This is a genomic window from Streptomyces sp. NPDC051913 (genome assembly GCF_044593635.1).
Taxonomy (GTDB): Bacteria; Actinomycetota; Actinomycetes; order Streptomycetales; family Streptomycetaceae; genus Streptomyces.
In genome coordinates this window covers 30,190-55,322 of the sequence record NZ_JBIUCI010000019.1, presented here as the reverse complement: position 1 = coordinate 55,322, position 25,133 = coordinate 30,190, and the positions used below count along the sequence as shown (strand labels likewise).

The 25,133-nt window shown below is 70.5% G+C and carries 23 protein-coding genes; 10 read left to right on the top strand and 13 right to left on the bottom strand.

All coding sequences use genetic code 11. The annotated features are described in order from the left end of the window. Positions 1-75: 75 nt before the first annotated feature. Positions 76-993, top strand: coding sequence for an aromatic prenyltransferase (locus ACIHIX_RS39125; RefSeq protein WP_399964957.1), 918 nt, complete (start codon positions 76-78; stop codon positions 991-993). A gap of 55 nt (positions 994-1,048) precedes the next feature. Here ACIHIX_RS39125 and ACIHIX_RS39120 read toward each other — a convergent pair whose 3' ends face one another. After that, positions 1,049-2,014, bottom strand: coding sequence for a sigma-70 family RNA polymerase sigma factor (locus ACIHIX_RS39120; RefSeq protein WP_399964955.1), 966 nt, complete (start codon positions 2,012-2,014; stop codon positions 1,049-1,051). A gap of 693 nt (positions 2,015-2,707) precedes the next feature. On the opposite strand from ACIHIX_RS39120, the gene ACIHIX_RS39115 reads away from it, so the two are divergent. The 8 genes from ACIHIX_RS39115 to ACIHIX_RS39080 all read left to right on the top strand — a co-directional run bounded on the left by ACIHIX_RS39115 (position 2,708) and on the right by ACIHIX_RS39080 (position 10,699). Continuing rightward, positions 2,708-3,775 (top strand): type III polyketide synthase, encoded by a 1,068-nt coding sequence (locus ACIHIX_RS39115; RefSeq protein ID WP_331728896.1) that lies wholly within the window; start codon positions 2,708-2,710, stop codon positions 3,773-3,775. A 30-nt stretch (positions 3,776-3,805) separates the two neighbouring features. Further along, positions 3,806-4,381 carry a cupin domain-containing protein gene (locus tag ACIHIX_RS39110; protein ID WP_331728899.1) on the top strand — a complete coding sequence of 192 codons (576 nt, stop codon included), beginning with the start codon at positions 3,806-3,808 and terminating at the stop codon, positions 4,379-4,381. 6 nt (positions 4,382-4,387) lie between these two features. Next, on the top strand, positions 4,388-5,557 hold the full coding sequence (locus ACIHIX_RS39105; protein WP_399964953.1) for a DegT/DnrJ/EryC1/StrS family aminotransferase: 1,170 nt from the start codon (positions 4,388-4,390) through the stop codon (positions 5,555-5,557). Further along, entirely contained in the window at positions 5,554-6,549 is a 996-nt protein-coding gene (locus ACIHIX_RS39100; RefSeq protein ID WP_399964951.1) for a methyltransferase dimerization domain-containing protein, read from the top strand. Before ACIHIX_RS39105 ends, ACIHIX_RS39100 begins: the two co-directional genes overlap by 4 nt. Before the next feature lie 47 nt (positions 6,550-6,596). Continuing rightward, a complete protein-coding gene (wrbA, locus tag ACIHIX_RS39095) occupies positions 6,597-7,220 on the top strand; it encodes an NAD(P)H:quinone oxidoreductase (RefSeq protein WP_399964949.1) in 624 nt (207 codons plus the stop codon). A 97-nt stretch (positions 7,221-7,317) separates the two neighbouring features. Beyond that, the gene (locus tag ACIHIX_RS39090) at positions 7,318-8,901 is read left to right on the top strand and encodes a class I adenylate-forming enzyme family protein (protein ID WP_399964946.1); all 1,584 of its coding nucleotides are present in this window, start codon (positions 7,318-7,320) and stop codon (positions 8,899-8,901) included. 91 nt (positions 8,902-8,992) lie between these two features. Then, complete coding sequence (metK, locus tag ACIHIX_RS39085; protein WP_399964944.1) at positions 8,993-10,204, top strand: methionine adenosyltransferase; 1,212 nt, start codon at positions 8,993-8,995, stop codon at positions 10,202-10,204. Positions 10,205-10,237: 33 nt separating this feature from the next. Further along, positions 10,238-10,699, top strand: coding sequence for a hypothetical protein (locus ACIHIX_RS39080; RefSeq protein ID WP_331728915.1), 462 nt, complete (start codon positions 10,238-10,240; stop codon positions 10,697-10,699). Positions 10,700-10,769: 70 nt separating this feature from the next. Here the strand turns inward: ACIHIX_RS39080 and ACIHIX_RS39075 are convergent, their stop codons facing one another. The 9 genes from ACIHIX_RS39075 to ACIHIX_RS39035 form a co-directional block, all read right to left on the bottom strand. Then, positions 10,770-11,237 carry a PhzA/PhzB family protein gene (locus ACIHIX_RS39075; RefSeq protein WP_331728917.1) on the bottom strand — a complete coding sequence of 156 codons (468 nt, stop codon included), beginning with the start codon at positions 11,235-11,237 and terminating at the stop codon, positions 10,770-10,772. Between the two features lie 36 nt (positions 11,238-11,273). Then, positions 11,274-11,975: a phenazine biosynthesis FMN-dependent oxidase PhzG gene (phzG, locus tag ACIHIX_RS39070; protein ID WP_399964941.1), complete on the bottom strand. Its 702-nt coding sequence runs from the start codon at positions 11,973-11,975 to the stop codon at positions 11,274-11,276. Beyond that, on the bottom strand, positions 11,968-12,807 hold the full coding sequence (locus ACIHIX_RS39065) for a PhzF family phenazine biosynthesis isomerase (protein WP_399964939.1): 840 nt from the start codon (positions 12,805-12,807) through the stop codon (positions 11,968-11,970). Before ACIHIX_RS39065 ends, phzG begins: the two co-directional genes overlap by 8 nt. Positions 12,808-12,984: 177 nt before the next feature. Further along, the gene (locus ACIHIX_RS39060) at positions 12,985-14,883 is read right to left on the bottom strand and encodes an anthranilate synthase family protein (protein ID WP_399964937.1); all 1,899 of its coding nucleotides are present in this window, start codon (positions 14,881-14,883) and stop codon (positions 12,985-12,987) included. Next, a complete protein-coding gene (locus ACIHIX_RS39055; RefSeq protein WP_399964935.1) occupies positions 14,880-15,503 on the bottom strand; it encodes an isochorismatase family protein in 624 nt (207 codons plus the stop codon). The genes ACIHIX_RS39060 and ACIHIX_RS39055 overlap by 4 nt, the downstream gene beginning before the upstream one ends. Before the next feature lie 36 nt (positions 15,504-15,539). Continuing rightward, positions 15,540-16,727, bottom strand: a complete 1,188-nt coding sequence (locus tag ACIHIX_RS39050) for a 3-deoxy-7-phosphoheptulonate synthase (RefSeq protein WP_399964933.1) — start codon at positions 16,725-16,727, stop codon at positions 15,540-15,542. A 47-nt stretch (positions 16,728-16,774) separates the two neighbouring features. Beyond that, complete coding sequence (locus ACIHIX_RS39045) at positions 16,775-17,281, bottom strand: PhzA/PhzB family protein (RefSeq protein WP_399964930.1); 507 nt, start codon at positions 17,279-17,281, stop codon at positions 16,775-16,777. Between the two features lie 82 nt (positions 17,282-17,363). Further along, positions 17,364-18,548 carry a chorismate synthase gene (gene aroC, locus ACIHIX_RS39040; protein ID WP_399964928.1) on the bottom strand — a complete coding sequence of 395 codons (1,185 nt, stop codon included), beginning with the start codon at positions 18,546-18,548 and terminating at the stop codon, positions 17,364-17,366. Positions 18,549-18,822: 274 nt separating this feature from the next. Beyond that, a complete protein-coding gene (locus tag ACIHIX_RS39035) occupies positions 18,823-19,920 on the bottom strand; it encodes a polyprenyl synthetase family protein (protein ID WP_399964926.1) in 1,098 nt (365 codons plus the stop codon). A 275-nt stretch (positions 19,921-20,195) separates the two neighbouring features. On the opposite strand from ACIHIX_RS39035, the gene ACIHIX_RS39030 reads away from it, so the two are divergent. After that, entirely contained in the window at positions 20,196-20,954 is a 759-nt protein-coding gene (locus tag ACIHIX_RS39030) for a sigma factor-like helix-turn-helix DNA-binding protein (protein ID WP_399964924.1), read from the top strand. A gap of 79 nt (positions 20,955-21,033) precedes the next feature. Here the strand turns inward: ACIHIX_RS39030 and ACIHIX_RS39025 are convergent, their stop codons facing one another. The 3 genes from ACIHIX_RS39025 to ACIHIX_RS39015 form a co-directional block, all read right to left on the bottom strand. Continuing rightward, on the bottom strand, positions 21,034-21,390 hold the full coding sequence (locus ACIHIX_RS39025; protein ID WP_331728939.1) for a DUF3099 domain-containing protein: 357 nt from the start codon (positions 21,388-21,390) through the stop codon (positions 21,034-21,036). 133 nt (positions 21,391-21,523) lie between these two features. Beyond that, the gene (locus tag ACIHIX_RS39020; RefSeq protein WP_399964922.1) at positions 21,524-23,233 is read right to left on the bottom strand and encodes a cytochrome bc complex cytochrome b subunit; all 1,710 of its coding nucleotides are present in this window, start codon (positions 23,231-23,233) and stop codon (positions 21,524-21,526) included. Between the two features lie 345 nt (positions 23,234-23,578). After that, positions 23,579-25,090 carry an NAD(P)/FAD-dependent oxidoreductase gene (locus ACIHIX_RS39015; RefSeq protein ID WP_399964920.1) on the bottom strand — a complete coding sequence of 504 codons (1,512 nt, stop codon included), beginning with the start codon at positions 25,088-25,090 and terminating at the stop codon, positions 23,579-23,581. Positions 25,091-25,133: the final 43 nt, after the last annotated feature.

The window sequence follows — 25,133 nt, the reverse complement described above, 5'->3', positions numbered from 1 at the left end:
CTCCAGCGTGGTTCAAGGTCGATGGCCGACGCTGAGGCGCGGACGGATCGTCAGGATCGACGCGTGGAGGTATGAATGTCCGGAGCCGCTGATGTCGAGCGCGTGTACGCGGCCATGGAGGAGGCGGCTGGACTGCTGGGCGTGACCTGCGCACGCGAGAAGATCTACCCGCTGCTGACCGAGTTCCAGGACACCCTCACCGACGGTGTCGTCGTCTTCTCCATGGCGAGCGGACGTCGTTCCACGGAGCTGGACTTCAGCATCTCGGTGCCGACCAGCCAGGGCGACCCGTACGCCACCGTGGTGGACAAGGGGCTGTTCCCGGCGACCGGTCACCCCGTGGACGATCTGCTGGCCGACACCCAGAAGCATCTGCCGGTGTCGATGTTCGCCATCGACGGCGAGGTCACCGGTGGCTTCAAGAAGACGTACGCGTTCTTCCCGACCGACGACATGCCCGGGGTCGCGCAGCTGAGCGCCATCCCCTCGATGCCGGCGTCCGTGGCGGAGAACGCGGAGCTGTTCGCCCGCTACGGGCTGGACAAGGTCCAGATGACGTCGATGGACTACAAGAAGCGCCAGGTCAACCTGTACTTCAGCGAGCTGAGCCAGCAGACGCTGGCGCCGGAGTCGGTGCTGGCTCTGGTGCGTGAGCTGGGTCTGCATGTGCCGACCGAGCTGGGGCTGGAGTTCTGCAAGCGCTCGTTCTCGGTCTACCCGACGCTCAACTGGGACACCGGCAAGATCGACCGGCTGTGCTTCGCGGTGATCTCCACCGACCCGACGCTGGTGCCGTCCGTGGACGAGCGCGACATCGAGCAGTTCCGCGACTACGGCACGAAGGCGCCGTACGCGTATGTCGGCGAGAAGCGCACCCTCGTGTACGGGCTGACGCTGTCGCCCACGGAGGAGTACTACAAGCTCGGCGCGTACTACCACATCACCGATATCCAGCGGCGGCTGCTGAAGGCGTTCGACGCGCTGGAGGACTGAGGTTCCGCAGACACGGAAGAAGGGGCGGCCCACAGGGGCCGCCCCTTCTTCGTGCTCAGTTCAGGATGATGATGTCCAGGCCGGTCAGGTCGGCGCGGATGTCGATGTTGGTGATCAGGCCCTCGGCGATGTCGAAGCGGAACACGGCGTGCGCCACGCCGTCGCGGACGTAGGCGAGGCCCGCGGAGCCGTCGATGAGGGCGGGCACCGGCGCCCAGGAGAGCTTGGAGAAGGCGCGGGTGACGGCGTCGGAGCCGCGCATCTCCTCGGTGAGCCCCGCGCCCGTGGCCAGGCCGATGCCGGTGGCCATGCCCATCTGCACGGCCGCGTGGTCGGCGCGGACCACGATGTCCGGGGCGAGGATGGCCAGCAGCGCCTCGAAGTCGCCCTCGCGGGACGCGGTGAGGAAGGCGTGCACGAAGTCGGCCTTGCCGGCCTGGGAGGCTTCGCCGGCCGGGTTTCCCGCCGGGGCGGGCGGGGTCTTCGCGACCGTGTCCATGTCCACGGCCTCCGGCTTGAGGCCCTGGCGCTGGAAGCGGCGGCGGGCCCGGCTGGCCAGCTGGCGGGCCGCGGCCGGGGTGCGGTCGACGATCGGGGCGATCTCCTCGAAGGGCACCGCGAACATGTCGTGCAGGACGAACGCCAGCCGTTCGGCGGGCGTGAGGGTGTCGAGGATGAGGAACATCGCGGCCCCGACCGACTCGGCGAGCAGCGCCTCCTGCTCCGGGTCGACCGACTCCGCCTCCCGGTGGTGGGCGTGGTCGGTCTCGGGGGCGTCCACGAGGTCCTCGCGGCGCGACTTGCGGGACTGGAGCATGTTCAGCGAGACCCGGGCCACGATGGTGGTGAGCCAGCCGCTCATGTTCTCCACCTCGCTGGCGTCCGAGCGGGTCACCCGCAGCCAGGCTTCCTGGACGGCGTCGTCGGCCTCCGCCATGGATCCGAGCACCCGGTAGGCCACCGCGCGCAGCCGGGGGCGGTCGGTCTCGAATCGGGCGGCCAGCCATTCGTTTTCGTTCATCAGGTCGCTTCCTCCCAGCAGAGCCTCGCCTGTGTGACAGGCCGCGGCGGGCAAATGTGACGGGCCGCCGACGGAATCCGGCACACATGTGCTGGACGATCCCCTGCCGTACGGTCTTGATTCACTTGAGGCGATGGGTGCCCGGTGCGCCACGGAGGCCGGAACGCATGCTTCCGAAGGGTCGGGAACGGGGTCTCGCGACTCGCGCGCGGATCAATGAACGCGCTGGTCAGAAGGGGTGCGGCGGGGTGGGTCCTGACCCCTGCCTGAAGCGCGCGAGAGTACGCCTGGAGTCTGGCTCGGGTATGCCTAACAGGCACTTGGCTCGGCTCCTCAGCGCGTGTCACTATTTTCGCACCCCTCGCCTGCCCGAAAACAGCAAGAGGCAATGGGCCGAGGGTCGTTCGCCGGTTCCCGCAGGGCGAATCCAGCCCCTGCGCACCTGACAGCCGACGGTATCTCCCGGACAGCCGAAGTCCTTTCCCGGACTCTCCCGGCCTCATCGCCATGTTCACGTACTTCGCCGTGATCGCCTTCCCTGTCCGGCACCCCTGCCACTGAACCATCCGAGGCTCGTCGCCGCCAGCCGCGACCGCTCGGTCTTGAGGCACCTTGTAGCGCTTGCTGAGCAAGCGTGACCCGCCCGCCGCACCGCCCCCGCTGTCGAGACCCCAAGAGAAGTGGATTCCAGATATGCCCAGGCTTTGCAAGCCGGCCATGATGGCGCCGGAACACATCATCACGGTGGAAGAGACTCTGGAATTTGCGGAGAAGGCGCACGCCGGAAAGCCGCAACTGCCCCTGGCCCTCCGCCTGATCCGCAACACCGGCGTGAAGAAGCGGCACATCGTGCAGCCCATCGAGCAGACGCTGCGCCACCCGGGCTTCGAGGAGCGCAACCGCATCTACGAGGTCGAGTCGAAGAAGCGCACCCCCGAGGTCATCGAGCGCGCGCTGGCCAACGCCGATCTGCGGGCCCGGGACATCGACGCGATGATCTACGTGTCGTGCACCGGCTTCATGATGCCGTCGCTGACGGCGTGGCTCATCAACAAGCTGGGCTTCCGCCCCGACACCCGGCAGATCCCCATCGCCCAGCTCGGCTGTGCGGCGGGCGGCGCGGCCATCAACCGGGCCCACGACTTCTGCGTGGCCCACCCGGGCAGCAACGTCCTCATCGTCTCCTGCGAGCTGTGCTCGCTGTGCTACCAGCCGGAGGCCGACGACATCGGCTCGCTGCTCTCCGACGGCCTGTTCGGTGACGCGGTCGCCGCCGCCGTCGTCCGCGGCATCGGCGGCAACGGCATCGAGCTGGAGCGCAACGCCTCCTACCTGATACCGAACACCGAGGACTGGATCTCCTACGCGGTCAAGGACACCGGCTTCCACTTCCAGCTCGACCGCCGGGTCCCCGGCACGATGGAGCCGCTCGCCCCGGTCCTGCGCGAGCTCGCCAAGGACCACAGCTGGGACGCGGGCAAGCTCGACTTCTACATCGTGCACGCCGGTGGCCCGCGCATCCTCGACGACCTCGCCAAGTTCCTGGAGGTCGACCGGGACGTCTTCCGGCACAGCTGGTCGACCCTGAGCGAGTACGGGAACATCGCCAGCGCCGTCGTCCTCGAAGCCGCCCGGCGCCTCTTCGAGGAGGACGCCCCGGCCCCCGGCGCCACCGGTCTGATCGCCGGCTTCGGTCCCGGCATCACCGCCGAGATGGCCCTGGGCACCTGGGGTTCCGACTCCTCCCGGCCCACGTCCTGAGCACCGGTACGAACAGCGGAGGGGACGCGTATGACCGACCTCATCCTCCCGGCGGGCGCCGGGCGCAAGCTGGTCACCCGGGCACAGGAGGTGACCTTCAAGGCCACGAAGGAGATGGGCTCCTCCGTGTCGATCTTCGAAGTGGTCGTGCCGCCCGGCTTCGACGTCGGGGCCCATGTGCACGGTGACGCCCAGGAGTTCTTCTACGTCCTGGAGGGCGAGCTCGACCTGCTGTGCTTCGAGCCGACCGAGCGCACACCGGACAGCTGGCACGACTGGGTGTCCCCCAAGGGCGACCGCGTGATCCGGGCGAGCGAGGGCGGCTGCATGTTCGTGCCGCCCGGCACTCCGCACGCGTTCCGCAACGCCACGGACAGGCCGGTGAAGATGCTGTTCCAGTGCCTGCCCTCGCCCATCCACGAGGACTACTTCGAAGAGATCGCGGAGATCTGGTCGCGCGGCACCACGGTGGACGCCGCGGCCGTGGAGGCCATGCGCAAGCGGTACGACGTCGAGCAGCTGACGCCGCTGCGCTACGACCCGCCCGCTCTGCACATCCCCGGCCAGACGACGCACGCGACGCACGTGAAGCAGAGTGGGAGCTGACCCCAGATGGAACCGATATCGCTCGTCCACGCGAGCCTCGGCGAGGAGGAACTGGCCGCCGTGGCCGAGGTGTTCGCCTCCGGCTGGCCCGCGGGACAAGGCCCCAAGGGCAAGGCCCTGGAGGCCCAGCTCGCCAAGAAGTACGGCGTCGGTGACGCCGTGGCCCTCGCCAACTGCGGGGCCGCGCTGCACCTGGCGATGCTCGCGCTCGGCGTAGGGCCGGGCGACGAGGTGATCGTCGCCGACTACGGGTTCCCGGCGCCCGCGCAGGCCGCGCTGTACGTGGGCGCGACGCCGGTCTTCGCCGACGTACGGCCCGACACCTACACGGTCGACCCGCAGGCGGTGGCCGACCTGGTGACCCCGCGCACCGCGGGCATCGTCGCGATCGACACGGTGGGCATGCCCGCCGACTACACGGAACTGCAGGAGATCGCCGACCGGCACGGGCTGTTCCTCGTCGAGGACGCCGCCTGTGCGGTCGGCGCCACCTACCAGGGCCGGCAGGCCGGTGCGCTGGCCGAGATCGGGTGCCTGTCCTTCCACGGACGCAAGGGCGCCTCCAGCGGTGAGGGCGGCGCGCTGCTCGCCCACGACCCGGAGATCGGCAAGGACGCGCGGCTGCGCTCCTCGTTCGGCATCGGGAGCATCTTCGACATGGGCAAGGTCGTGGGCCTGCCCGTGCCGACGTTCACCGAGATCGGCTACAACTTCAAGCTGTCCGACATCGCCGCGGCGATCCTCCAGGTGCAGCTCGGCCGGATCGACGAACTGCTGGCCCGCCGCAGCGCGGTCGCCGCGCAGTACGCCGAACTCCTCGCCGACGAGGACCTGGTGGGCACCCCGACGGTCCCCGACGACCGCACCCACGCCTGGCAGACGTACATGGTGACCCTGGACGCCGGCGTGGACCGTGCCGCGGTCGCCGCGGAGCTGCGCGGCCAGGGCATCGGCTGCCAGCAGGGCACCTGGGCCGGCCATGTGCAGCCGGTGTTCAAGGCCCAGCAGACCTGCCCGGTCTCGGCGGACCTGTTCGCCCGCCAGCTCTCCATCCCCATGCACGCCGAACTCAAGCCCCACCAGGTCGAGCGGGTCGTCGCCGCGCTGCGCAGCGCGGTGCACACCCACTCCACCGCCACCTCGCCCGCCACTTTCGCCCTGGGAGGGGCAGCATGACCAACAACCAGCCGTCACCTGTCGGCATCATGCGGCTGATCAACGGCTACTGGGCCACCGGGGTCCTCGCCGCAGCCGCCACCCACTCGGTCTTCACCCACCTCGCCGACGGCGTGGACAGCGCCGACGAGCTGGCCCGCCGGGCCGCCATCGCCGAGCGCGGTGCGCAGACCCTCCTCGACGGGCTGGTCAGCATCGGCCTGGTCGAGCTGCACGAGGGCCGTTACCGCAACACCCCTGAGGCGGCCACCTACCTGGTCGAGGACACTCCGGTGTCGCTCGCCCCGTTCGCCAGGCTGAAGCTGGGGCACACGGGCTCGCTGACCGATCTGGCCGAGGTCGTCCGGGTCGGCGGGCCGATCAAGGACGTGGTCGTCGAGGTCGCCAACAACCCGCACTGGGAGGGCATCGTCACGGCGATCGCCGCGCAGTCGGTGCCCGCCGCGGGTGTCGCCGCCGAGGTGCTCGGGCTGGCCGACGCCGGGGAGATCTCGATCCTCGACGTGGGCGGCGGCTCGGGCATCTACTCGGGGATCTGGCTGGAGGCCAACCCGGCCGCCAGGGCGACCCAGCTCGACTGGGAGCCGATCAACGAGATCGCCCGCCGGCTGCTCGACGAGCGCGGGGTCGGGGACCGGTTCACCACGCTCAACGGCGACTTCCACACCACCGACTTCGGTACGGCCGAGTACGACGTCGCGGTGTACTCGCACATCGCCCACCAGGAGAGCCCGGAGAGCAACATCGAGGTCTTCTCCCGGCTCCGGCAGGCCCTCAAGCCCGGCGGCACCCTCGTCGTCAACGACTACGTGGTCGACGACGACCGCAGCGGCCCGGCCTTCCCGCTGATCTTCGCCTCGGAGATGTTGCTCAAGACCCGGCAGGGCAGCACCTGGACCCGCAGCGATTACCGCGACTGGCTGATCAAGGCCGGGTTCGAGGACGTCTCGTTCCATGTCGCGGAGCCCGCCACCCTCGTCGTCGCCCGGTAGCAGGCGCGCACCCGGCAGACGGAACGTCAGCGAAGGAAGAACCGTATATGGCAGCCGTCAACGTCTCGATCATCTACTACAGCGCCACCGGCAACCTGCACACCATGGCGCAGGCCGCGGCCGAGGGCGCGGAGAAGGCGGGCGCGACCGTGCGCCTGCGCAAGGTCCGCGAGCTGGCCCCGCCGGAGGCGGTCAACTCCAACCCGGCGTGGGCCCAGCACATCGAGGACACGGCCGACGTCGAGGTGGCCACGCTCGACGACCTGGAGTGGGCGGACGCGGTGCTGTTCGGCACCCCGACCCGCTTCGGCAACGTCTCCAGCCAGCTGAAGGCGTTCATCGACACCGCGGGCCCGCTGTGGCAGCGGGGCGGGCTCGCGGACAAGGTCGTCTCGGCCTTCACCGCGACCGGCACCGCGCACGGCGGCCAGGAGTCCACGATCCTGGCGCTGAGCAACACCTTCTACCACTGGGGCGGCATCATCGTCCCGCCCGGCTACACGGACCCGATCCAGTTCAAGACGGGTAATCCGTACGGCACTTCGTATGTCTCGGGCGCCGGAAACAGCAACGGCGGCCCCAGCGAGGTCGTCCTGGAAGGCGCCCGCTACCAGGCCCGCCGGGTCACGGAGACGGCGGCGGCGCTGAAGGCGGGCCGCGCGGCAGCCTAGGGCCTCTCCCGGCGCGTCCCTCACCCCCCCCCCGGTATCCCGCACAGAGCCGGCGACAGCCCGCACATCCATCGCCCAGCGCAAAGGAGACAGCCCGATGAAGGGCTCAACCGCCTACTCATCGATACAGAAGCGCGGCCTGCACATCGGTCTCCTGCCGGAGATGGCCGCGGCCGTGAACCCGTCGACGCCGATCACCCTGGACCACGACCTCGACGCCCTGCCGGAGGTGGGACGCCGGCTGACGGTGGCCCAGTACGCCGACCACGTCGACGACCTGGCGGCCCGCCTGTGGGCCGCCGGGGTCCGGCCCGACGAGCACGTCTTCATCTACAAGACTGCCGGCGCCGACCACTGGATGCTCGCGTCGGCGATCTCCCGTATCGGCGGGATCGTCGTCAACATCTCTCCCGCCCTGGACCCCGCCACCGTGGGCGTCCTGCTGGAGCGGGTCGGCCGGCCGACGCTGCTCACCGACGGCAACAAGCTCGACACCCTCGCCGACGTGCCGCTGGCGGACCTCACCGAGCGCGTCATCACCTCGGCCTTCGACCGGCCGGGCGCGATCTCGCTCGGTGAACTCGCGGGCTCCCCGCGGGTGAAGCCGGTGATCCGGCCGATCGACGAGGCCGCCGTCATCACCCACACCTCGGGCACCACCGGCATCCCCAAGCTCGTGGTGCACACCGCCCGCACCCAGGGCATCCGTCTGCTGCCGCAGTGGCGGCTGCTGGCCCTGCTGCGCAAGAAGGAGACCGTTGCCATCCATGTGCCGTTCGTGCACTCGCGGATGGTCGCGGCGATGTCGCTCGCGCTGCTCAAGGAGTACCCGGTCCTGCTGCTGCGGGAGACGGACCCCGCGGTCGTCGCCGAGCACTTCATCGAGCACCGCCCGGCCCTCATCGAGGCGTTGCCCAACTCGCTGATGGAGTGGGAGGGCCTGGCCGAGGACCCGCGGGCGCCCTTCGCCTCGGTCAAGGTCTTCAGCAGCACCTTCGACGCGATCCACCCGGGCACGATGAGCACACTCCTCAAGGCCTCCGACCGGCGCGGCGCCCTGTTCTTCCAGATCTACGGGCAGAGCGAGGTCGGCCCGGCCGTCGGCCGCGCCTACTTCCGGAACTCCGCGCACAAGGCCAACGGGCGGTGCGTGGGCTGGCAGATGCCGCTGGGCGCGGCGAAGGTGCGCGTCGTCAGCCGCGACGGCCACCGCCCGACCGAGCAGAGCCCCGGCCGTATCGAGGTCGCCTGGCCGGGCATCGCCAAGACGTACTACGGCGAGCAGGAGCGTTACGACGCCAACCGCAAGGGCGAGTGGTGGGGCACCGGCGACGTCGGCTACTTCACCCGGTTCGGCTGTCTGCACATGCTCGACCGCGAGGTCGACATGATCCCGGGCGTCACGAGCTCCCTGGAGATCGAGGACGTCGTCCTGGCCGAGCTGCACGAGCTGAGCGAACTGGTCGTCGTCCAGGGGCCCAACTCCGAGGCGGTGCCGGTGATCTGCACCCACGGCGACAAGCCGCTGGACCTGGAGCGGTGGCGTGCCGCGTCGGCCGGCTTCCCGCAGCTCGCGGACCCGGTGCAGATCCCGGAGGCCGAGCTGCCGCGCACCGCGACGCTCAAGGTGCAGCGGCTCGCACTCGCCGACCAGCTCAAGGACCAGCTGGCCAAGCGCTGACCGACCGCCGACGAGGCGCTGAGAAACCAAGGTGGCCGGGGACTCTCCCCGGCCACCTCCGTACACCCACCCACTGACGTCTTGGAGTGTCATGTCCCGTCGTCTGTTCACCTCGGAGTCCGTGACCGAGGGACATCCCGACAAGATCGCCGACCGGATCAGCGACACGATCCTGGACGCCCTGCTCGGCCAGGACCCCGCCTCCCGGGTCGCGGTGGAGACCCTGATCACGACGGGGCAGGTGCATATCGCGGGTGAGGTGACCACCACCGCGTATGCCCCGATCGCCCAGTTGGTGCGTGAGGCGATCCTCGACATCGGTTACGACTCCTCCGCCAAGGGCTTCGACGGCGCCTCGTGCGGGGTGTCGGTGTCCATCGGGGCGCAGTCCCCGGACATCGCCCAGGGTGTCGACACCGCCTACGAGTCACGGGTGGAGGGTGAGGAGGATCTCCTGGACCGTCAGGGGGCCGGCGACCAGGGTTTGATGTTCGGCTACGCCTCCGATGAGACGCCGAGTCTGATGCCGCTGCCGATCGAACTCGCCCACCGGCTCTCCTTCCGGCTGACCCAGGTGCGCAAGGACGGCACGGTGCCCTACCTGCGCCCGGACGGCAAGACGCAGGTGACCATCGAGTACGACGGCGACAAGCCGGTCCGCCTGGACACGGTCGTCGTCTCCTCCCAGCACGCCGCCGATATCGACCTCGACGCGCTGCTCACCCCCGACATCCGCACCCATGTCGTCGAGCCCGTCCTGGCCCAGCTCGCCGCGGACGGGATCAAGCTGGAGACGGACGGCTATCGGCTGCTGGTCAACCCGACGGGCCGGTTCGAGATCGGCGGGCCGATGGGTGATGCGGGCCTGACCGGCCGGAAGATCATCATCGACACCTACGGCGGGATGGCCCGCCATGGTGGTGGCGCGTTCTCCGGCAAGGACCCCTCCAAGGTCGACCGCTCGGCCGCCTACGCCATGCGCTGGGTCGCCAAGAACGTGGTCGCGGCCGGACTCGCCAAGCGGTGTGAGGTGCAGGTCGCCTACGCGATCGGCAAGGCCGAACCGGTCGGGCTGTTCGTGGAGACCTTCGGGACCAACACCGTCACCGTCGAAGCCATCGAGCAGGCCATCACCGACGTGTTCGACCTGCGCCCCGCCGCCATCATCCGCGACCTCGACCTGCTGCGCCCGGTCTACACCCAGACCGCCGCCTACGGCCACTTCGGCCGCGAACTCCCCGACTTCACCTGGGAACACACCAACCGCGCCGACGCCCTGCGCACCGCAGCCGAACGCAACTAGAGAAACACCGTTACCGAAACACCTGGAGGAAGAATGTCGGAAGCCACTGAGGTCGAAGAGCGCTCGGCCCTGGACTCGCTGGGTGGCGCGCTCGGGGACGCCGGCGCCAACGCGCTCGCCGGGGCGCGTGACGAGCTCGCCGAGAAGCTTCTCCGCGCGGCCTTCGTGCTGTGGGAGGACCCGCAGGTGCGGCCCAGGCTGCTCGGGCTCCTGACCGCCGCGGTCAACAGTGACGAGGGCGCCGACCAGATGCGCGGCTTCCTCACCAACCAGCTGTTCGCGCAGGCCGGCAAGTCCATCGGCATCGCCGACATGGACATCTACCAGGCCGCGGAGACCATCGGCGTGCCGGCGGTCAACGTCAACGCCGCGACGTCGCAGGTGTGGGGCGTCGTCCTGATGCGCTACATCGTGAAGCTGGAGCCGATCGCCTCCACCCCGGTGGACGAGCTGGTCGCGCTCCTCAAGCCGACGATCCAGCGCTACCTGGGCTGACGGAGGGGAACGCAAAAAAAGGGCCGCCCACCTGACAACAGGTGGGCGGCCCGTGGCAGCAGGACGCGGGTCAGGACGTGGGGATCCAGTCCCGGCGGATGTGCGGGGTCTCGATGCTCAGCGACTTCATGTGCTCGATCGGGTTGGTGTACTCGCGGCTGGCGGCGATCTTCCCGTCGTGCAGGGTGAAGCCGTGGATGAAGTGGTTGCGGTAGTGGCCCTCGGGATAACCGGGGAAGCGGATCGTGCCCTCGCCGTCGCACTCGACCCAGATGACGGACGGATCCTGGGTCTCGTAGATCTGGACGTCGTACCACTGCCAGTCGGGCAGCACCTTCAGCGACAGTTCGCCGTGCCGCTTCAGCTTCTCGCGGCCGGTGACGACGATGGGGCGGCCGATGTCGGTGTAGAACAGCGACGCGGTGCCGTCGTCGGTGTAGAGGGTGTACCGGATGAGCCGGGCCTCGGGGCCGGTGCGCATGTACTGCTCGACGGCCTCGCGGTTGCGGGCGCGCAGGTCGTGGTGGTCGGTGAACACCGGTGACGTGGACGTGGTGATGATGGCTCCCGGGGCTCAGGGCTGGAGTCGGCTGAACTGCCAGCCGGCGTCCGTGCGCTCGTAGTGGAGGCGTTCGTGGAGGCGGTCGACGCCGTTGCCCCAGAACTCGATGCTGGCGGGGTCGAGGCGGTAGCCGACGAAGGTGGCGGGCCGGGGCAGCGGGCGCTGCGGCTCGCCCAGGTCGAGGGCCTCGGAGCGCAGCCGGGCGAAGTGCTCCAGGTCGTCGAGGGGCTTGCTCTGCCGGGAGACGGTCGTCATGGCGTGGGTGAAGACGGCCCGCGCGTACCAGAGGGACTCGGACTCGGCCTCGGAGAGCTGGGTGACCGGGCCGGCGAGGGTGATCTGCTGGGTGGTCTCGCGCCAGTACAGGACGCCGGACGCCCAGGGGTTCTCGGCGAGGTCGCGGCCCTTGCGGCTGTCGGAGTGGGTGATGAACACGATGCCGGTGTCCGTCACCTTGGTGAGGGCGACGATGCGCGAGGAGGCGCGGCCGCGGGCGTCGGCGGTGGCGAGGGCCATGGCGCGGGGCTCGCGGACGTTGTGGGTGACGGCGGACTCCAGCCATGCCGAGAGCAGCCCCATGGGTTCGGCGGGGGGTGCGATGAACTCGGGGAAGGGCACGTGGAGGTTGCCGGTGAGGGTCTCGGAGCGGCTGGAACCGCCGCGGGTGGTCACCGCCATGCCGTTGGTGGCGTGGAGCTGGGACAGGTCAGACATGGAGCACCCCTTCGATGGTGACCACTCCGGGGCCCGAGACCTCGACGGAGGTGACGTGGTCGCCCTGGCCGTGGGCGAGCGCGCCCATGGGTGAGGGGCGGCCGATCTCGACGCCCTGGGTGATCTGAATGCGTTGCCCGTACTCGATGAGGCCGTGCCGGGCGAGATGGATGGCGATGGGGCCCGCGGCGGAGCCGGTGGCCGCGTCCTCGACGACGCCGTAGGCGGGCGAGAACATGCGGTTGCGCCACGAACTGCCTTCTCCGGCATAGCAGTTGGTCGCCATGTCGGGGAAGCGGGCGAGGGCGCGGTGGTCGGGGTCGACCTTGGAGAGGGCTTCGACGCTCTCGAAGCCGACGAGGACGTGGCGGGGGCCGTTGCGGTAGATGTCCACGGGGAGGACGGAGTCGTGGACGCCGAGGGCCTCCAGGAGCTCTTCGGTGCGGTCGAACGGCTCCCAGACGGGCACCGGCTGCCGCATGCTCGTGGCGACGACCTTGCCGCCGGCGCGTTCGAGCTCGAACGGTACGACGCCCATGGCGGTCTCGATGCGCAGCCGGTCGGCGTCGGTGCGGGCGCCGAGGGCGATGGCGGTGCCGAGCAACGGGTGGCCCGCGAAGGGCAGTTCGTTGACCGGGGTGAAGATCCGCACATGGGCGTCGGTGTCGTCCTGGCGGGGGCGGAGCACGAAGGTGGTCTCCGACAGGTTCATCTCCCGGGCGATGCGCTGCATCTGCTCGGCGGTCAGGTCGTCGGCCCCGAAGAACACCGCCACCGGGTTGCCGGTGAGGGGTTCGCGCGCGAACGCGTCGACGACGACGTACGTATGCATCTGGTCTCCCAGTGGTTCTGGTCTCGGCGGGTGCCGATGAGTGTCGGCGGGTGCCGATGGGGTGTCGGCGGGTGCCGATGGGGTGTCGGCGGGTGCCGATGGGGTGTCGGCGGTGCCGGGCCGACGCTCGGGGGAGGGCGTCGGCCCGGCCGTTCTGGTGCGGTCGCCCGGGGGTTTTCAGGCCCCGTGGGCGGCCTTCGCCGGGGTGAGCAGAGCGGCCAGGCGCGTCCCCACGATGCGCGGTCCCTCTCGGGTGAGCACGGATTCCGGGTGGAATTGCATGGAGGCGAAGCCGGGGCCGCTCAGGGCGTGCACCTCGCCGGTGGCCGGGTCGCGGCTCACCTGGACGGGGCCGATGCCGTCCGCGTGGAACTCGTCGTGGTCGGCGAGCAGGGCGAACGTGTTGTAGAAGCCGACGCGTTCGGGGCCGCCGAACAGGTCGATCTGCTTCTGCACGCCCTGGTTGGGTGTGTCCCTGCGGCGCAGCGGCAGGCCGAGGCGCAGTCCGAGGACCTGGTGGCTGAGGCAGACGGCGAGGAAGGGGCGTCCCTCGCGCAGCAGCGTGTCGATGGCCTGGTGCAGGTGGGCCATCTTGGGGTGGGCGAGTTCCTGCGGGTCGCCGGGGCCGGGGCCCATGACGACCAGGTCGTGGCCGTCGAAGGAGTAGGGCTCGTCGAAGCGGCTGACGGTCACCCGCAGTCCCAGGGACCGCAGTTGCTGGTCGAGCATGGAGGTGAAGGTGTCCTCGGCGTCGATGACGAGGACGCTGCGTCCGGCGAGTTCGGGGCGGGCCGCCTCGCGGGCTTCGGCGTCGGTGAGCCAGAAGTCGGCGATGGAGGTGTTGCGCTGTCCGAGGGCCTCGCGGACGACGGGGTGGTCGGCGAAGCGTTCGGTCTCCGGGGCGCCGCCGAACGCGGAGACGAGGGCGGCGGCCTTGGCGCGGGTCTCGGCGGCCTCGGAGGCGGGGTCGGAGTGGCGCACGATGGTGGCGCCGACGCCGATGCCGATGCGGCCTTCGGCGCTGATGTCGGCGGTGCGGATGAGGATCGCGGAGTCCATGACCCGCTCGCCGTCCGCGTCCCGCCCGATCAGTGCCGCGGCGCCGCTGTAGTAGGCGCGGCCGCCGGGCTCGTACTGGGTGATGGTGCGGCAGGCGCTCTCCAGCGGGCTGCCGGTGACGGTGGGCGCGAACATCGTCTCGTGCAGGATGTCGCGGACGTCGCGGTCGGTGCGGCCCTCGATGAAGTACTCGGTGTGCGCGACCCTCGCCATTTCCTTCAGGTACGGGCCGACGACCCGGCCGCCGCCGGGGCAGATCCGGGCCATCATCTTGAGTTCCTCGTCGAGGACCATGTACAGCTCGTCGGTCTCCTTGCGGTCGCCGAGAAACTGAAGGACGCCGGAGAGGGTGGGCCCGGACGAAGGGTAGCGGTAGGTGCCGCTGATGGGGTTCATGACGGCGGTGCCGCCCTGGAGACTGACGTGCCGTTCCGGGGAGGCGCCGACGAGGATGCGGGTGCCGGTGTGGATGAGGAACGTCCAGTGGGCGCCCGACTCGCGGGTGAGGAGCCGGCGGAACAGGGCGGGGGCGCTGCGCGGGCCGTAGTCGGTGATGTCGGCGACGAAGGTGCGCTTGATGACGAAGTTGGCGCCCTCGCCGGTGCCGATCATCTCCTTGACGATGCGGCGTACGACGTCCTCGTAGGCGGCGTCGTCGACGTCGAAGTCGCCGCCGGACAGGGTGGTGGGCACGTCGGGGATGCGGGCCAGGGTCTCGTCGAGGGGCAGCCGCTGCTGGCCGGTGACGGTCATGGCGACGAGCGGGGTGCCGTCGTCGGAGCAGGCGAAGCCACGCTCGGTGAGCTGCCGGTAGGGAAGGACCACGAGGACCTCGTGGTGGGCGCCGTCCCGCGTGCTCTCCGGCAGGTCGATGTCGGCGAGGGTGGCGGGCAGGGAGACCTCGCCCGTCAGGACCTCGACGACGTCGGAGCCGGTGGCGCCGGGGCGGTGCAGCAGCGCGTACGGCTGCTGGGCGGGACCGTTCAGCGCCTGGTCGAGCAGATCGCCGTACGTCATGCGAACACCTCTTTCGCGGTGAGGACGCGGGCGCAGCGCTCGGCGGCGTAGGTGAGGGCCGAGCGGTGGTACTCCTGGGAGAAGTCCGCTGTGGCGTCCGCGACGAAGAACGGCTGGATGTCGTTGGTGTAGGCCTCGACGGCGGTGGCGAGGACGCCCACGTGGGCGTACACCCCGCACAGGATGAGCTGGTCGCGGCCGGTGTCCCGCATCCGCTGGAGCAGGTCGGTCTTGAAGAAGGCGCTGTAGCGCCACTTGGTGAGCAGCCAGTCGTCGGCGGCCGGGGCGAGGGCGTCGACGACCTGGCGGTCCTCGGGGGTGGTGCGCATGCCGGGGCCCCAGAAGTCCTTGAGCAGACCGCGCTGTTCGTCGGTCATGCCGCCGGGCTGGGCGGTGTAGGCGACGGGGACGCCGAGCGCGGCGCAGCGCTCGCGCAGCTGCGCCGCGCCGCGTATCAGGTCGTCGCGGAGGCTGTCGGGGAACGGTTTGAGGAAGTACCGCTGCATGTCGTGGACGAGGAGGACGGCCCGGGCGGGGTCGGCCTTCCAGTCGACGGCGGCCGGCGGCAGGTCGCCCTGGGCGGGCAGCGGGTACGCGGAGATGGGAGGTATGCCGGTCATGGCTTCGGCTCCTGTTCCTGCTGGGTGCGTGGGGTCTCAGGCGGTCCAGGACTCGACGACGGACATGGCCTGCCGCGCGGTGAGGCGGGGGTCGCAGAAGGAGGTGTAGCGCTCGCCCACGGTGTGCAGGTCGTCCTTGTTGTAGGCGCACTCGGTGACGTCGTCGGGCGTGGTCTCCAGGTGCAGTCCGCCGGCGACTCCGCCCGCGTCGCGTACGGCGGTGACGAAGCGGGAGACCTCCAGGGCGACGGTCTCCACCAGGCGGGTCTTGTGGCCGCTGGGCGCGTTGACGGTGTTGCCGTGCACCGGGTCGGTCAGCCAGATCGCCGGGTGGCCGGCCTCACGGACGGCCTCGACCAGGCGCGGCAGGCGGTCGGCGACGTTGCCGGCGCCCATCCGCGCGATGAGGGTGAGCTTGCCCGGGTCGCGCCACGGGTCGAGGCGCTCGCACAGCGCCAGCAGCTCCTCGGGCTCCATGGAGGGCCCGACCTTGCAGGCGACCGGGTTGCTGACCTGGGCGAGCATGGCGACGTGGGCGCCGTCGACCTGGCGGGTGCGCTCGCCGATCCACGGCCAGTGGGTCGAGCCGAGGAACAGCCGGCCCTGCTCGTCCACGCGGAGCATGGGCACCTCGTAGTCGAGGAGCAGCGCCTCGTGGCTGGTCCACACGCGGGGGTTGACGACGTCGCGGCCCGCGCCGCGCTCGCGCCAGCCGAGGTGGTCGACGACGTCGCTGGCGGCCATGTAGCCGGTGAGGATGCGCAGCGGGTCGGCGCGCCGGCTCTCGGCGTCCGTCTCGGGGGCGTTGACCATGTGTCCACGGAACGACGGGAGTTCGACGCCGTCGATGATCTCGGTGGGCTTGGAGCGGGGCTTGGCGAACTGGCCCGCGATACGTCCGGCGCGCAGGACGGGCTTGCCGGTGATCAGGCCGAGCGCCCCGGCGAGCAGGTCGAGGACGGCGACCTTGCGGGCGACGTGCTCGGCGGTGGAGTCCTGCGGGTCCTCGGCGCAGTCCCCGGACTGCACGACCAGGGCCTCACCGGCGGCGACCTTGCCGAGCAGGGTGCGCATGGTGGCCACGTCGTCGGGCTGTACGAGGGTGGGGCGGGAGGCGAGTGCCTCGCCGACCCGGCTCAGCTGGAGCAGATCGCTCCACTCGGGCTGCTGCAACGCCTCACGGACACGGATGTCCCGGGTGACGTCCTTCACGACTTCGTTCATGCCGATCTCCGATCCAGCGGTGGGGTCGTTCGTGCCAGGGGGCGTCATCAGGTGGGGATTCCGGTGCGCTTGATCTCGGGGACCGGGATGCCCAGGGCGCGCAGCTGCTGGAACGGGTTCATGAACTCGCGCTGGCGCTTGATCTTCCCGTCCTCGAACTCGAAGGAATGCAGGAAGTGGTTCTCGTAGAGGCCCTCGGGGTAGTCCCCGAAGCGGATCTTGCCGCGGCCGTCGCACTCGACCCAGAAGTGGTTGGGGTCGTCCGTCTCGAAGATCCGGACGTTGAACCACTCCCAGTCCGGGAAGCACTTCAGGGACCAGACGGCGTGCTCGCCGAGCCGGTCGCGGCCGTGGGTGGCGACGGGTGAACCGGTGTCGGTGGTCCACAGCCCGCCGACACCGTCCTCGGTGAACAGCTCGTGGCGGCGCAGCCGGTCCTGCCCGAGGGTCTTCATGTACTGCTCGACGATGGCGCGGTTGTGGCTCCGCACCTCGGACGCGTCGGTGAACGCGGCGGACGTCGCCGTGGTGTCTACGTCTACGGATTCGGACACGGTCAACCCCTGTTTGTGTGCTCGTGTGCTCGGAAAAGGTGGTTGCGGGAGCTGCGGGAAGGGTGCTGCCCGCGGGGAACGTTCAGCTGATGTGCAGGTGGTCGAGGTACGACTGGACGTTGCGGCGGGTCTCGACGACGTTGTCGCCCCCGAACTTCTCGGCGACCGCGTCCGCGAGGACCAGCGCGACCATCGCCTCGGCGACGATCCCCGCGGCCGGAACCGCGGAGACGTCGGAACGCTGATGATTGGCCGGAGCCGCCTCACCGGTGGACACATCGACGGTCTGAAGGGCACGCGGCACAGTGGCGATCGGCTTCATCGCAGCACGCACACGCAGCAGTTCGCCCGTGGTCAGACCACCCTCGGTACCACCCGAGCGGCCCGAGACACGGCGGATGCCCTCCGGCGTGTTGACGATCTCGTCGTGCGCCTTCGAACCCGGCACCCGCGCCAGCTCGAAGCCGTCGCCGATCTCGACACCCTTGATGGCCTGGATGCCCATCAGCGCACCCGCCAGACGGGCGTCGAGCTTGCGGTCCCAGTGCACGTGCGAGCCCAGACCGACAGGAACGCCGTAGGCCAGGACCTCGACCACACCCCCCAGGGTGTCGCCGTCCTTGTGAGCCTGGTCGACCTCCGCCACCATCGCCTTCGACGTGTCCGCGTCCAGACAGCGCAGCGGATCCGCATCCAGCCTCTCCACGTCCGCCGGCGTCGGATACACACCCAGCGGCGCCTTCACCGAGCACAGCTCGATGACATGGCTGACGATCTCGATCCCCGCCGTCTCCTTCAGATACGACCGGGCCACCGCCCCCAGCGCCACCCGGGCCGCCGTCTCACGCGCCGAGGCACGCTCCAGGATCGGCCGAGCCTCGTCGAAGCCGTACTTCTGCATCCCCGCGAGGTCGGCATGACCGGGACGCGGGCGGGTCAGCGGCGCGTTTCGAGCGAGCCCGGCCAGGATCTCCTCGTCCACCGGGTCGGCCGACATGACCTGCTCCCACTTCGGCCACTCGGTGTTGCCCACCATGACGGCGACCGGCGAGCCGAGCGTGAGTCCGTGCCGGACGCCACCGAGGAAGGTGACCTGGTCCTGCTCGAACTTCATCCGGGCACCGCGTCCATAGCCGAGCCGGCGCCGGGCCAGGTGGTCCGCCACCATCTCCGTGGTGATCGGCACGCCGGCGGGCAGACCCTCCAGCGTCGCGACGAGCGCGGGACCGTGGGACTCCCCCGCGGTCAGCCAGCGCAACCTGCTCATGGGCATGCGTTCTCCACAGATCGAAATACGGTGTCGAAAGGGGAGCTGAGCCGGGAGGGCACCTTGTGCCGCTACGAACCGGCGGATGGGACGTCAACTCACTGCCACTGAAACGAATTCGGGCAGGGAGGACGTGCAAAAATTGTGACACGCATCTAATGCGAAAACCAAGAGCCCCTTGAGGTGACCTGAGTCACCCAAGGGGCTTTTATAGAGCGGGAGTTGAGCAATTTCCAAGTATTACGACGTCCGCCGGGTTAAGACGTCCGCCGGTTCACGACGTCCGCTGGGTCGCGCTGATCGCCATAGCGGTCAGTTCGTCCTTCGCGTGGTCGGTGGCGCTGCTCGACCGCAGGGCGGCGAGGGCGCGCTCGGTGCGCCGGGTGATGTCACGCTCGATGTGGTCCACCGCGCCGACGTCGGTGATGACGGCGCGCATCGCGGTGAGCTCGTCGTCGGTGATCGGGGTGCCGATCTTCGTGCGGAGGAACTTGGCGGCGTCCGGGTCGCGCTGGTCGGCGTACTTCAGCGCCGCCGCGAACAGGACGGTGCGCTTGCCCTGGATGAGGTCGCCGCCGGACGGCTTGCCGGTCTCCTCGGGGGTGCCGAACACTCCGAGCAGGTCGTCGCGGAGCTGGAAGGCGATGCCGATGTCGCTGCCGAACGCGCGGTAGGCGGCGATGAGTTCGGCGTCCGCGCCGGCGATGGCGGCGCCGATGTGCAGTGGGCGTTCCACCGTGTACGAGGCCGTCTTGTACTGGTTGACGCGCTGGGGTGTGTCGATGTCCTCCTGGCCCGCCGCCTCGGCCGTGACGTCGAGCAGCTGACCGCAGAGCACCTCGGTGCGCAGGGCCGACCAGACCGGGACCACCCGGGCCAGCGCCGGCGTGGGCAGCCCGGAGGTGTGGACGAGGTCCTCGGCCCAGCCCTGGGCGAGGTCGCCGGTCAGGATCGCGGCGCCGGTGCCGAAGAGTTCCGCGTCGCCGTTCCAGCAGGCGTCCCGGTGCAGGCTCGCGAACATGACGTGGGCGGCGGGGGCGCCGCGGCGGGTGGGGGCGGCGTCGACGACGTCGTCGTGGATCAGGGCGGCGGCGTGGAACAGCTCCAGGGCGGCGCCGATACGGGCCACCGACTCGGCCGTGGCACCACCGGCCGTGCCGTCGGCGTTCTCGTCGCCTCCGGCGCCGAGCCAGCCGAGCCAGGCGAAGGTCGGGCGGACGCGCTTGCCGCCGCGCAGTACATACGTCTCCAGCTCGGTGACCGCGTCGACGCAGGCCGGGCCGATCGCCGCGGCCTCGTCCCTGCGGTCGGCGAAGAACCGGCGGAGCGCGTCCTCGACGGCCTGAACGGGGCTGGTTCGAGTGCTCGTCATTGCGTCAACTTCCCTGAGTGTCATTGGAGTTTGAATCCCGAGTATTGGTGGATTCCCTCGAAATGCGGTCGAGTCCCATTGACATGAATGCCGTTCGTCCTCCGACAGTGGATCCTCACTGCATTTGAACTCGAACTTCCGCTGCCGGTAGAGAAATCGGCGGTCGGCCGCTCTTACAGTGGGCTGGGATCCCCCCTCCCCCGAGGCGTGCCCGTCCGTCGCCCCCCCCCTGACGGCGGGCACGCCCCCCCGGGGGCCATTGCCGAGGAGCCGCTGTGCGCAGAGCCGACGAGTTCACGAAGCTGCGGCCCCTGCTGTACGCGATCGCCTACCGGATCCTGGGTGAGACCCGCGCCGCCCAGTACGCGGTGCAGGCGGCCTGGCTGCGCTGGATGGCCGCGCCGGAACAGCCCGCCTCCGTCGAGGGGCACCTGGCGGCCGAGGTCACCCGGATCGCGGCCAGGGCCTTGCAGTCGGCCCGTGTGGCGCGCGGTGAGGTCGTCGGGCCGCTGCTCGCCGACAGCGGGTTGGCCGACCTGGACCGGCCGGCGGAGCTGGCGGACTCGCTGTCGCTGTCGGCGCTGATGGTGCTGGAGCGGCTGTCCCCGCTGGAGCGCGCGGTGTTCGTGCTGCGGGAGGCGTTCGGGTGCGCTGACGAGCGGATCGCGGCGGCCCTCGGGTGTTCCGAGGAGGCCTGCCGTCAGCTGCTCGACGCGGTCGCGACGGTCAGCGACGGCGGGCGTGAACCGCTGCCGTGGCCCACGTGTGTGGCCGGTGCCGAGAACGTCGCGCGGATGCTCTCGGCGATCGTGCCGCCGCTCGCGCGGGTCGGCATCACCCTGGACGAGTCCCTGGTGGGCGACCGGGCCGGCTGGGTCTTCCGGGACCGGGAGGGCACCGTGCTGCACGCCCTGGTGCTCGACGTCCAGGACGGGCGGGCGCAGCGTCTCCATCTGGTCGTGCACCCCGGTGGGCACGCCGACCCGGTGGCCGAGGCCTGCGCGATCCTCCGCGAGGCCGACCGGGCGCGCTGAGAACGCGAACAGCCGGGCACACGCCGGGCCGGACACCTTCCTCAAGGTGTCCGGCCCGGCGTTTTTCGTGTGTCGGGGCTCAGGCCGCCGTGTTCTGTTCCGGTGGCAGGACCAGGGTGGGTTCGAGGACGACCCGGGGCGCGGGTTCGGTGACGGGGCGGGCCAGTTCGGGCCGTACGCCGCGCTGCTGGCGCCAGCCCGCCTGCGCGGCGACGACGGCGACGTACGGGATGAGGACCCCGCCCGCCAGGGCGCAGACCGCGACGGCCGGCCAGCGGTTCCAGGTGAGCGCCATCACGACGACGCAGGCGGTGCGCACCAGCATGGCGGTGACGTAGCGGCGCTGACGGCCGCGCAGGTCCTGGGACAGGCCGGGGCGGGCCCGGGTGATGGACTCGGCCCGGGGCTCGTCCCGGTGCCGTGGGATTCGGCTCATCGGGCCTCCGTGGATGCTCCGGCACGGCGGCCGGAGGACAAGGGCGGGGGAACGGCAGCGGCGCGGGTGATCCGTCCCCTGATCACCCGCGCCGCGTTCTCATGCCGACCCGGTGCTCCGCTCGTGCGCCGGGTCAGTGGACCTGTTGGTTCTGGTGCCGGTCCTGGTCGCGCTCTTCGAGGGCGGCGTGACCGTTGGGTGAGGGGGCGTGGTCGGGGTCGAGGTGTTCCAGGGCGTGCCGCATCTCCTCGCGGGTGGGCTTGGCGATCTGGCCGCCGAACAGCCAGCGGCTGAGCAGATGGCGCCGCTTCTCCTCGCGGACGTGGGGGTTGGGCACGCCGTCGGCGTCGGTGGCCTCGGGGGCCGGCAGGATCTCGGGCATCTCCCTGGACAGCAGGGTGTACTCGGTCTCGCGGTCGAGGCGCTCGTGGACCTCGACGAACTCGCCGTGCGGCAGCCGCTTGATGCGTCCGGTCTCGCGGCCGTGGAGCAGCTTGTCGCGGTCGCGGCGCTGGAGGCCGAGGCAGATGCGCTTGGTGATGATGTAGGTCAGTGCCGGAACGGCGAAGAGGCCGATCCGTACCGCCCAGGTGATCTGGTTCAGGGACAGATGGAAGTGCTCGGCCAGGACGTCGTTGGCGCCGCCGAAGAACAGCACCAGATAGAAGCTGACGAAGGCGAGGCCGAACGCGGTGCGGGTGGGCTGTTCGCGGGGCCGGTCGAGCAGGTGGTGTTCCCGTTTGTCGCCGGTGATCCAGGCTTCCAGGAACGGCCACGCGGCGAAGATCTTGATCATGAGGGCGGGCAGGATGACCGCGGGCAGCAGGACGCCCATGTTGACGGTGTAGCCGCCTGGCAGCACGAATTCCCAGGCGGGCATGGCGCGTAGGGCGCCTTCGAGGAAGCCCATGTACCAGTCGGGCTGGGAGCCCTGGGAGATCTGGTCGGCGCGGTAGGGGCCGTAGGTCCAGATCGGGTTGATCTGGGCGATGCCCGCCAGCAGCGCGAGCACACCGGAGACGAGGAAGAAGAACCCGCCCGCCTTGGCCGTGTAGTGCGGCATCAGGGGCTGGCCGACGACGTTGTTCTCGGTGCGGCCGGGGCCTCGGAACTGGGTGTGCTTGTGGTAGAAGACCAGGATCAGGTGGGCCGCGGTGAGCGCCAGCACGATGCCCGGGATCAGCAGGATGTGGATGCTGTAGAACCGCGGGATGATGTCGGTTCCCGGGTATTCGCCGCCGAACAGGAACAGCGTCAGATAGGTGCCGACCACCGGGATGGCGAGCGTGACGCCTTCGGCGATGCGCAGGCCGGTGCCGGAGAGCAGGTCGTCGGGGAGTGAGTAGCCGACGAAGCCTTCCAGGGTGACCAGGACCAGGATGATGAAGCCGATCAGCCAGTTCAGCTCGCGCGGCTTGCGGAACGAGCCGGTCAGGAAGTGCCGCAGTGTGTGTGCGCACAGCGCGGCGATCATGATCAGGGCCGACCAGTGGTGCAGCTGCCGGATGAACAGGCCGCCGCGGATCTCGTAGCTGATGTCGAGGGTGGAGGCGTACGCCTGGGACATCGGGATGCCCTGGAGCGGGACGTACGACCCGTGGTAGACGGTCTCGCTCATGCTCGGGTCGAAGAACATGGTGAGCCAGGCGCCGGTGAGGATCAGCACGATGAAGCTGTAGAGCGCGATCTCGCCGAACATGAACGACCAGTGGTCGGGAAACACCTTGCGCAGCAGGAACCGGAGGCTGTAGATCCCGAGCCGTCCGTCTGCCCAGTCCGCTATCCGTTCGCCTTTGGCTGGTGTGGTGCGCACACTGTGTGGCGCCCTCTCGGTCGTGCTCATACCCGCGCGCCCTCCCGTCGCCGCTCGGCCGTCACAGGCACACCCGGTACGGCCGGCGTCCGGCCGGTCATGGAGGTGGCCTGCCGCGGCGCAAGCGGGCCCGTGCCCTGGAGCTGGTGAAACGCTATCGACGCGCGGCAAGGGCGAACAACCGCGCTCAAGTGATACTCAAGTGGCAACTCAAGGGATCCTTGAGAGAGTTGACGGATCTGTGGCCGCAAGTGCTCTGCGTGGTCGGCTGGTTGCTCCGCCTCAGTCACCTCAGTCATGAGGCCGAGCGTATGAGTGTGCGATGTCGTCCGCGACGGCGTTGAACGCGCCAAGTGGCGTGAAGCCAGGCCCAGTTCACGGTCGCCGCCGTTCTCCGGCCGGGGCCACGGCGGGCCAGTGGGCCGAGGAGCCGGTGGGCCGGGGCCGTACGGAGCCGGTGGCGACGCCGATGACGGGTGCCGTCGGTGCGGCGGGACGGCGTCGGCGGGCGTCGGGGCCGTGGGTGGCGGTGGGCGGTGGCGGTGCGGCGGCCTCGCTCCGGGGGCGCAGGGTGGCCCACAGGGCGCGGGCGGCGAGTGGGGCGAGGGTCTCGTGCGCGGTGAGCAGTTCGGTCGCGGCCTGCCGGTCGGTGGTGGCGGCGACGGCGAGCCGGGAGCCGTACCGGCTGCCGAGCCGGGCGCGCAGGCCCTCCGGCGCATCGAGCGGGCGGGTGGCCGACCGCCAGGCGGGGGCGAGGCGGTGGGCCAGCGCCCGGCGCAGCCGGTGGCTGATCCCGACGGCGGTGCCGTGTGCGGTGAGCACCTGCTCCAGGGCGAGGGCGCACTCCACGGCGAGGGTCATGCCGTGGCCGTGGGCCGGGTCGAGGGTGGCGAGGGCGTCACCGACGACGAGTAACTGGTCCGGGAAGCGGCGCAGTTGCTCGTAGTGGCGTCGGCTGCTTCGGGTGCGGCAGGTGTAGACGGGGCCGAGCGGGGTGGCGTTCGCGATGAGGTCGCGCAGCAGCGGGTCGCGCAACGAGCCGGCGGCGTCGAGGAGTTCGGTGTGGTCGGTGGGCGGTGTGCTGTCGTCGCCGGTGCTGATCGTGACCGACCAGCGGCCGCCCTCGACGGGGCTGAGCAGGGCCCGGCGGGGGTCGCCGGGGGCGGGCATGAGCTGCACGCCCTCGAAGTCGGCGACATGGCCGACGGGCGGGGCGTAGAGGGTGGTGGCGTGGGTCGTCGCGGCGGCGGACACGGTCTCGCGCGGTGGTGCGTAGCCGAGTTCGGTGAGCCATTCGGGGACGCGGGAGCCGCGGCCGGAGGCGTCCACCACGAAGTCGGCGGACAGCAGCCGCCGGGGTGCGAAGCCGTCCGGTGAGCGCCGGTCGCGGGTGCGGACCCATACGCCGGCGACGGTGTCCTGGGGGCCTGCCTCCAGGGCGACGGCCTCCTGGTCGGGCAGGAAGGTCACCTTGGGGTCGGCGCGCACCCGGTCCCGTACCACCGCGTCGATCAGGTCGCGGCCGGCGCTGAACCGGGACAGGCCCGTGTCGAAGCGGGGCAGCCAGCCGGCCGGGCCGAGCGTCAGCAGGTCCGCGGGGACGCGGACGCGGACCGCGCCGGCCCGCACGAGGTCGTGGCGGACCCCGGGGAACAGCCGCTCCAGACCTTCGTGGGCGGTGGTGGTCAGGGTGTGGGTGTGGCGTGCCTGGGGCACACCCCGGCGGCGGCCGGGACCGCGCGGCAGCCAGTCGCGTTCGACGACGGTGACCCGGTCCATGAGGTTCGCCAGTGCCCGCGCCGCGGTGAGCCCGGCGAGGCCGGAGCCGATCACCACGGCGTGGCCGTGGCCGCCGCCCCTGTCGACAACACGTGCGTCCAGACTCAACTCGGCCGCCTCCCCTGTGCGTTGTGTTTGCATCATGCGCCGC

Bases quoted from the DNA above. Each gene is read 5' to 3' on its own strand.
- ACIHIX_RS39065 (WP_399964939.1), bottom strand. From the start codon at position 12,807: ATGCATACGTACGTCGTCGTCGACGCGTTCGCGCGCGAACCCCTCACC.
- ACIHIX_RS39020 (WP_399964922.1), bottom strand. From the start codon at position 23,233: ATGAGCACGACCGAGAGGGCGCCACACAGTGTGCGCACCACACCAGCC.
- ACIHIX_RS39025 (WP_331728939.1), bottom strand. From the start codon at position 21,390: ATGAGCCGAATCCCACGGCACCGGGACGAGCCCCGGGCCGAGTCCATC.
- ACIHIX_RS39050 (WP_399964933.1), bottom strand. From the start codon at position 16,727: ATGAACGAAGTCGTGAAGGACGTCACCCGGGACATCCGTGTCCGTGAG.
- ACIHIX_RS39105 (WP_399964953.1), top strand. From the start codon at position 4,388: ATGGAACCGATATCGCTCGTCCACGCGAGCCTCGGCGAGGAGGAACTG.
- ACIHIX_RS39055 (WP_399964935.1), bottom strand. From the start codon at position 15,503: ATGACCGGCATACCTCCCATCTCCGCGTACCCGCTGCCCGCCCAGGGC.
- ACIHIX_RS39115 (WP_331728896.1), top strand. From the start codon at position 2,708: ATGCCCAGGCTTTGCAAGCCGGCCATGATGGCGCCGGAACACATCATC.
- phzG (WP_399964941.1), bottom strand. From the start codon at position 11,975: ATGTCTGACCTGTCCCAGCTCCACGCCACCAACGGCATGGCGGTGACC.
- metK (WP_399964944.1), top strand. From the start codon at position 8,993: ATGTCCCGTCGTCTGTTCACCTCGGAGTCCGTGACCGAGGGACATCCC.
- ACIHIX_RS39110 (WP_331728899.1), top strand. From the start codon at position 3,806: ATGACCGACCTCATCCTCCCGGCGGGCGCCGGGCGCAAGCTGGTCACC.
- ACIHIX_RS39125 (WP_399964957.1), top strand. From the start codon at position 76: ATGTCCGGAGCCGCTGATGTCGAGCGCGTGTACGCGGCCATGGAGGAG.
- ACIHIX_RS39060 (WP_399964937.1), bottom strand. From the start codon at position 14,883: ATGACGTACGGCGATCTGCTCGACCAGGCGCTGAACGGTCCCGCCCAG.
- wrbA (WP_399964949.1), top strand. From the start codon at position 6,597: ATGGCAGCCGTCAACGTCTCGATCATCTACTACAGCGCCACCGGCAAC.
- ACIHIX_RS39080 (WP_331728915.1), top strand. From the start codon at position 10,238: ATGTCGGAAGCCACTGAGGTCGAAGAGCGCTCGGCCCTGGACTCGCTG.
- ACIHIX_RS39120 (WP_399964955.1), bottom strand. From the start codon at position 2,014: ATGAACGAAAACGAATGGCTGGCCGCCCGATTCGAGACCGACCGCCCC.
- ACIHIX_RS39035 (WP_399964926.1), bottom strand. From the start codon at position 19,920: ATGACGAGCACTCGAACCAGCCCCGTTCAGGCCGTCGAGGACGCGCTC.
- ACIHIX_RS39100 (WP_399964951.1), top strand. From the start codon at position 5,554: ATGACCAACAACCAGCCGTCACCTGTCGGCATCATGCGGCTGATCAAC.
- ACIHIX_RS39090 (WP_399964946.1), top strand. From the start codon at position 7,318: ATGAAGGGCTCAACCGCCTACTCATCGATACAGAAGCGCGGCCTGCAC.
- aroC (WP_399964928.1), bottom strand. From the start codon at position 18,548: ATGAGCAGGTTGCGCTGGCTGACCGCGGGGGAGTCCCACGGTCCCGCG.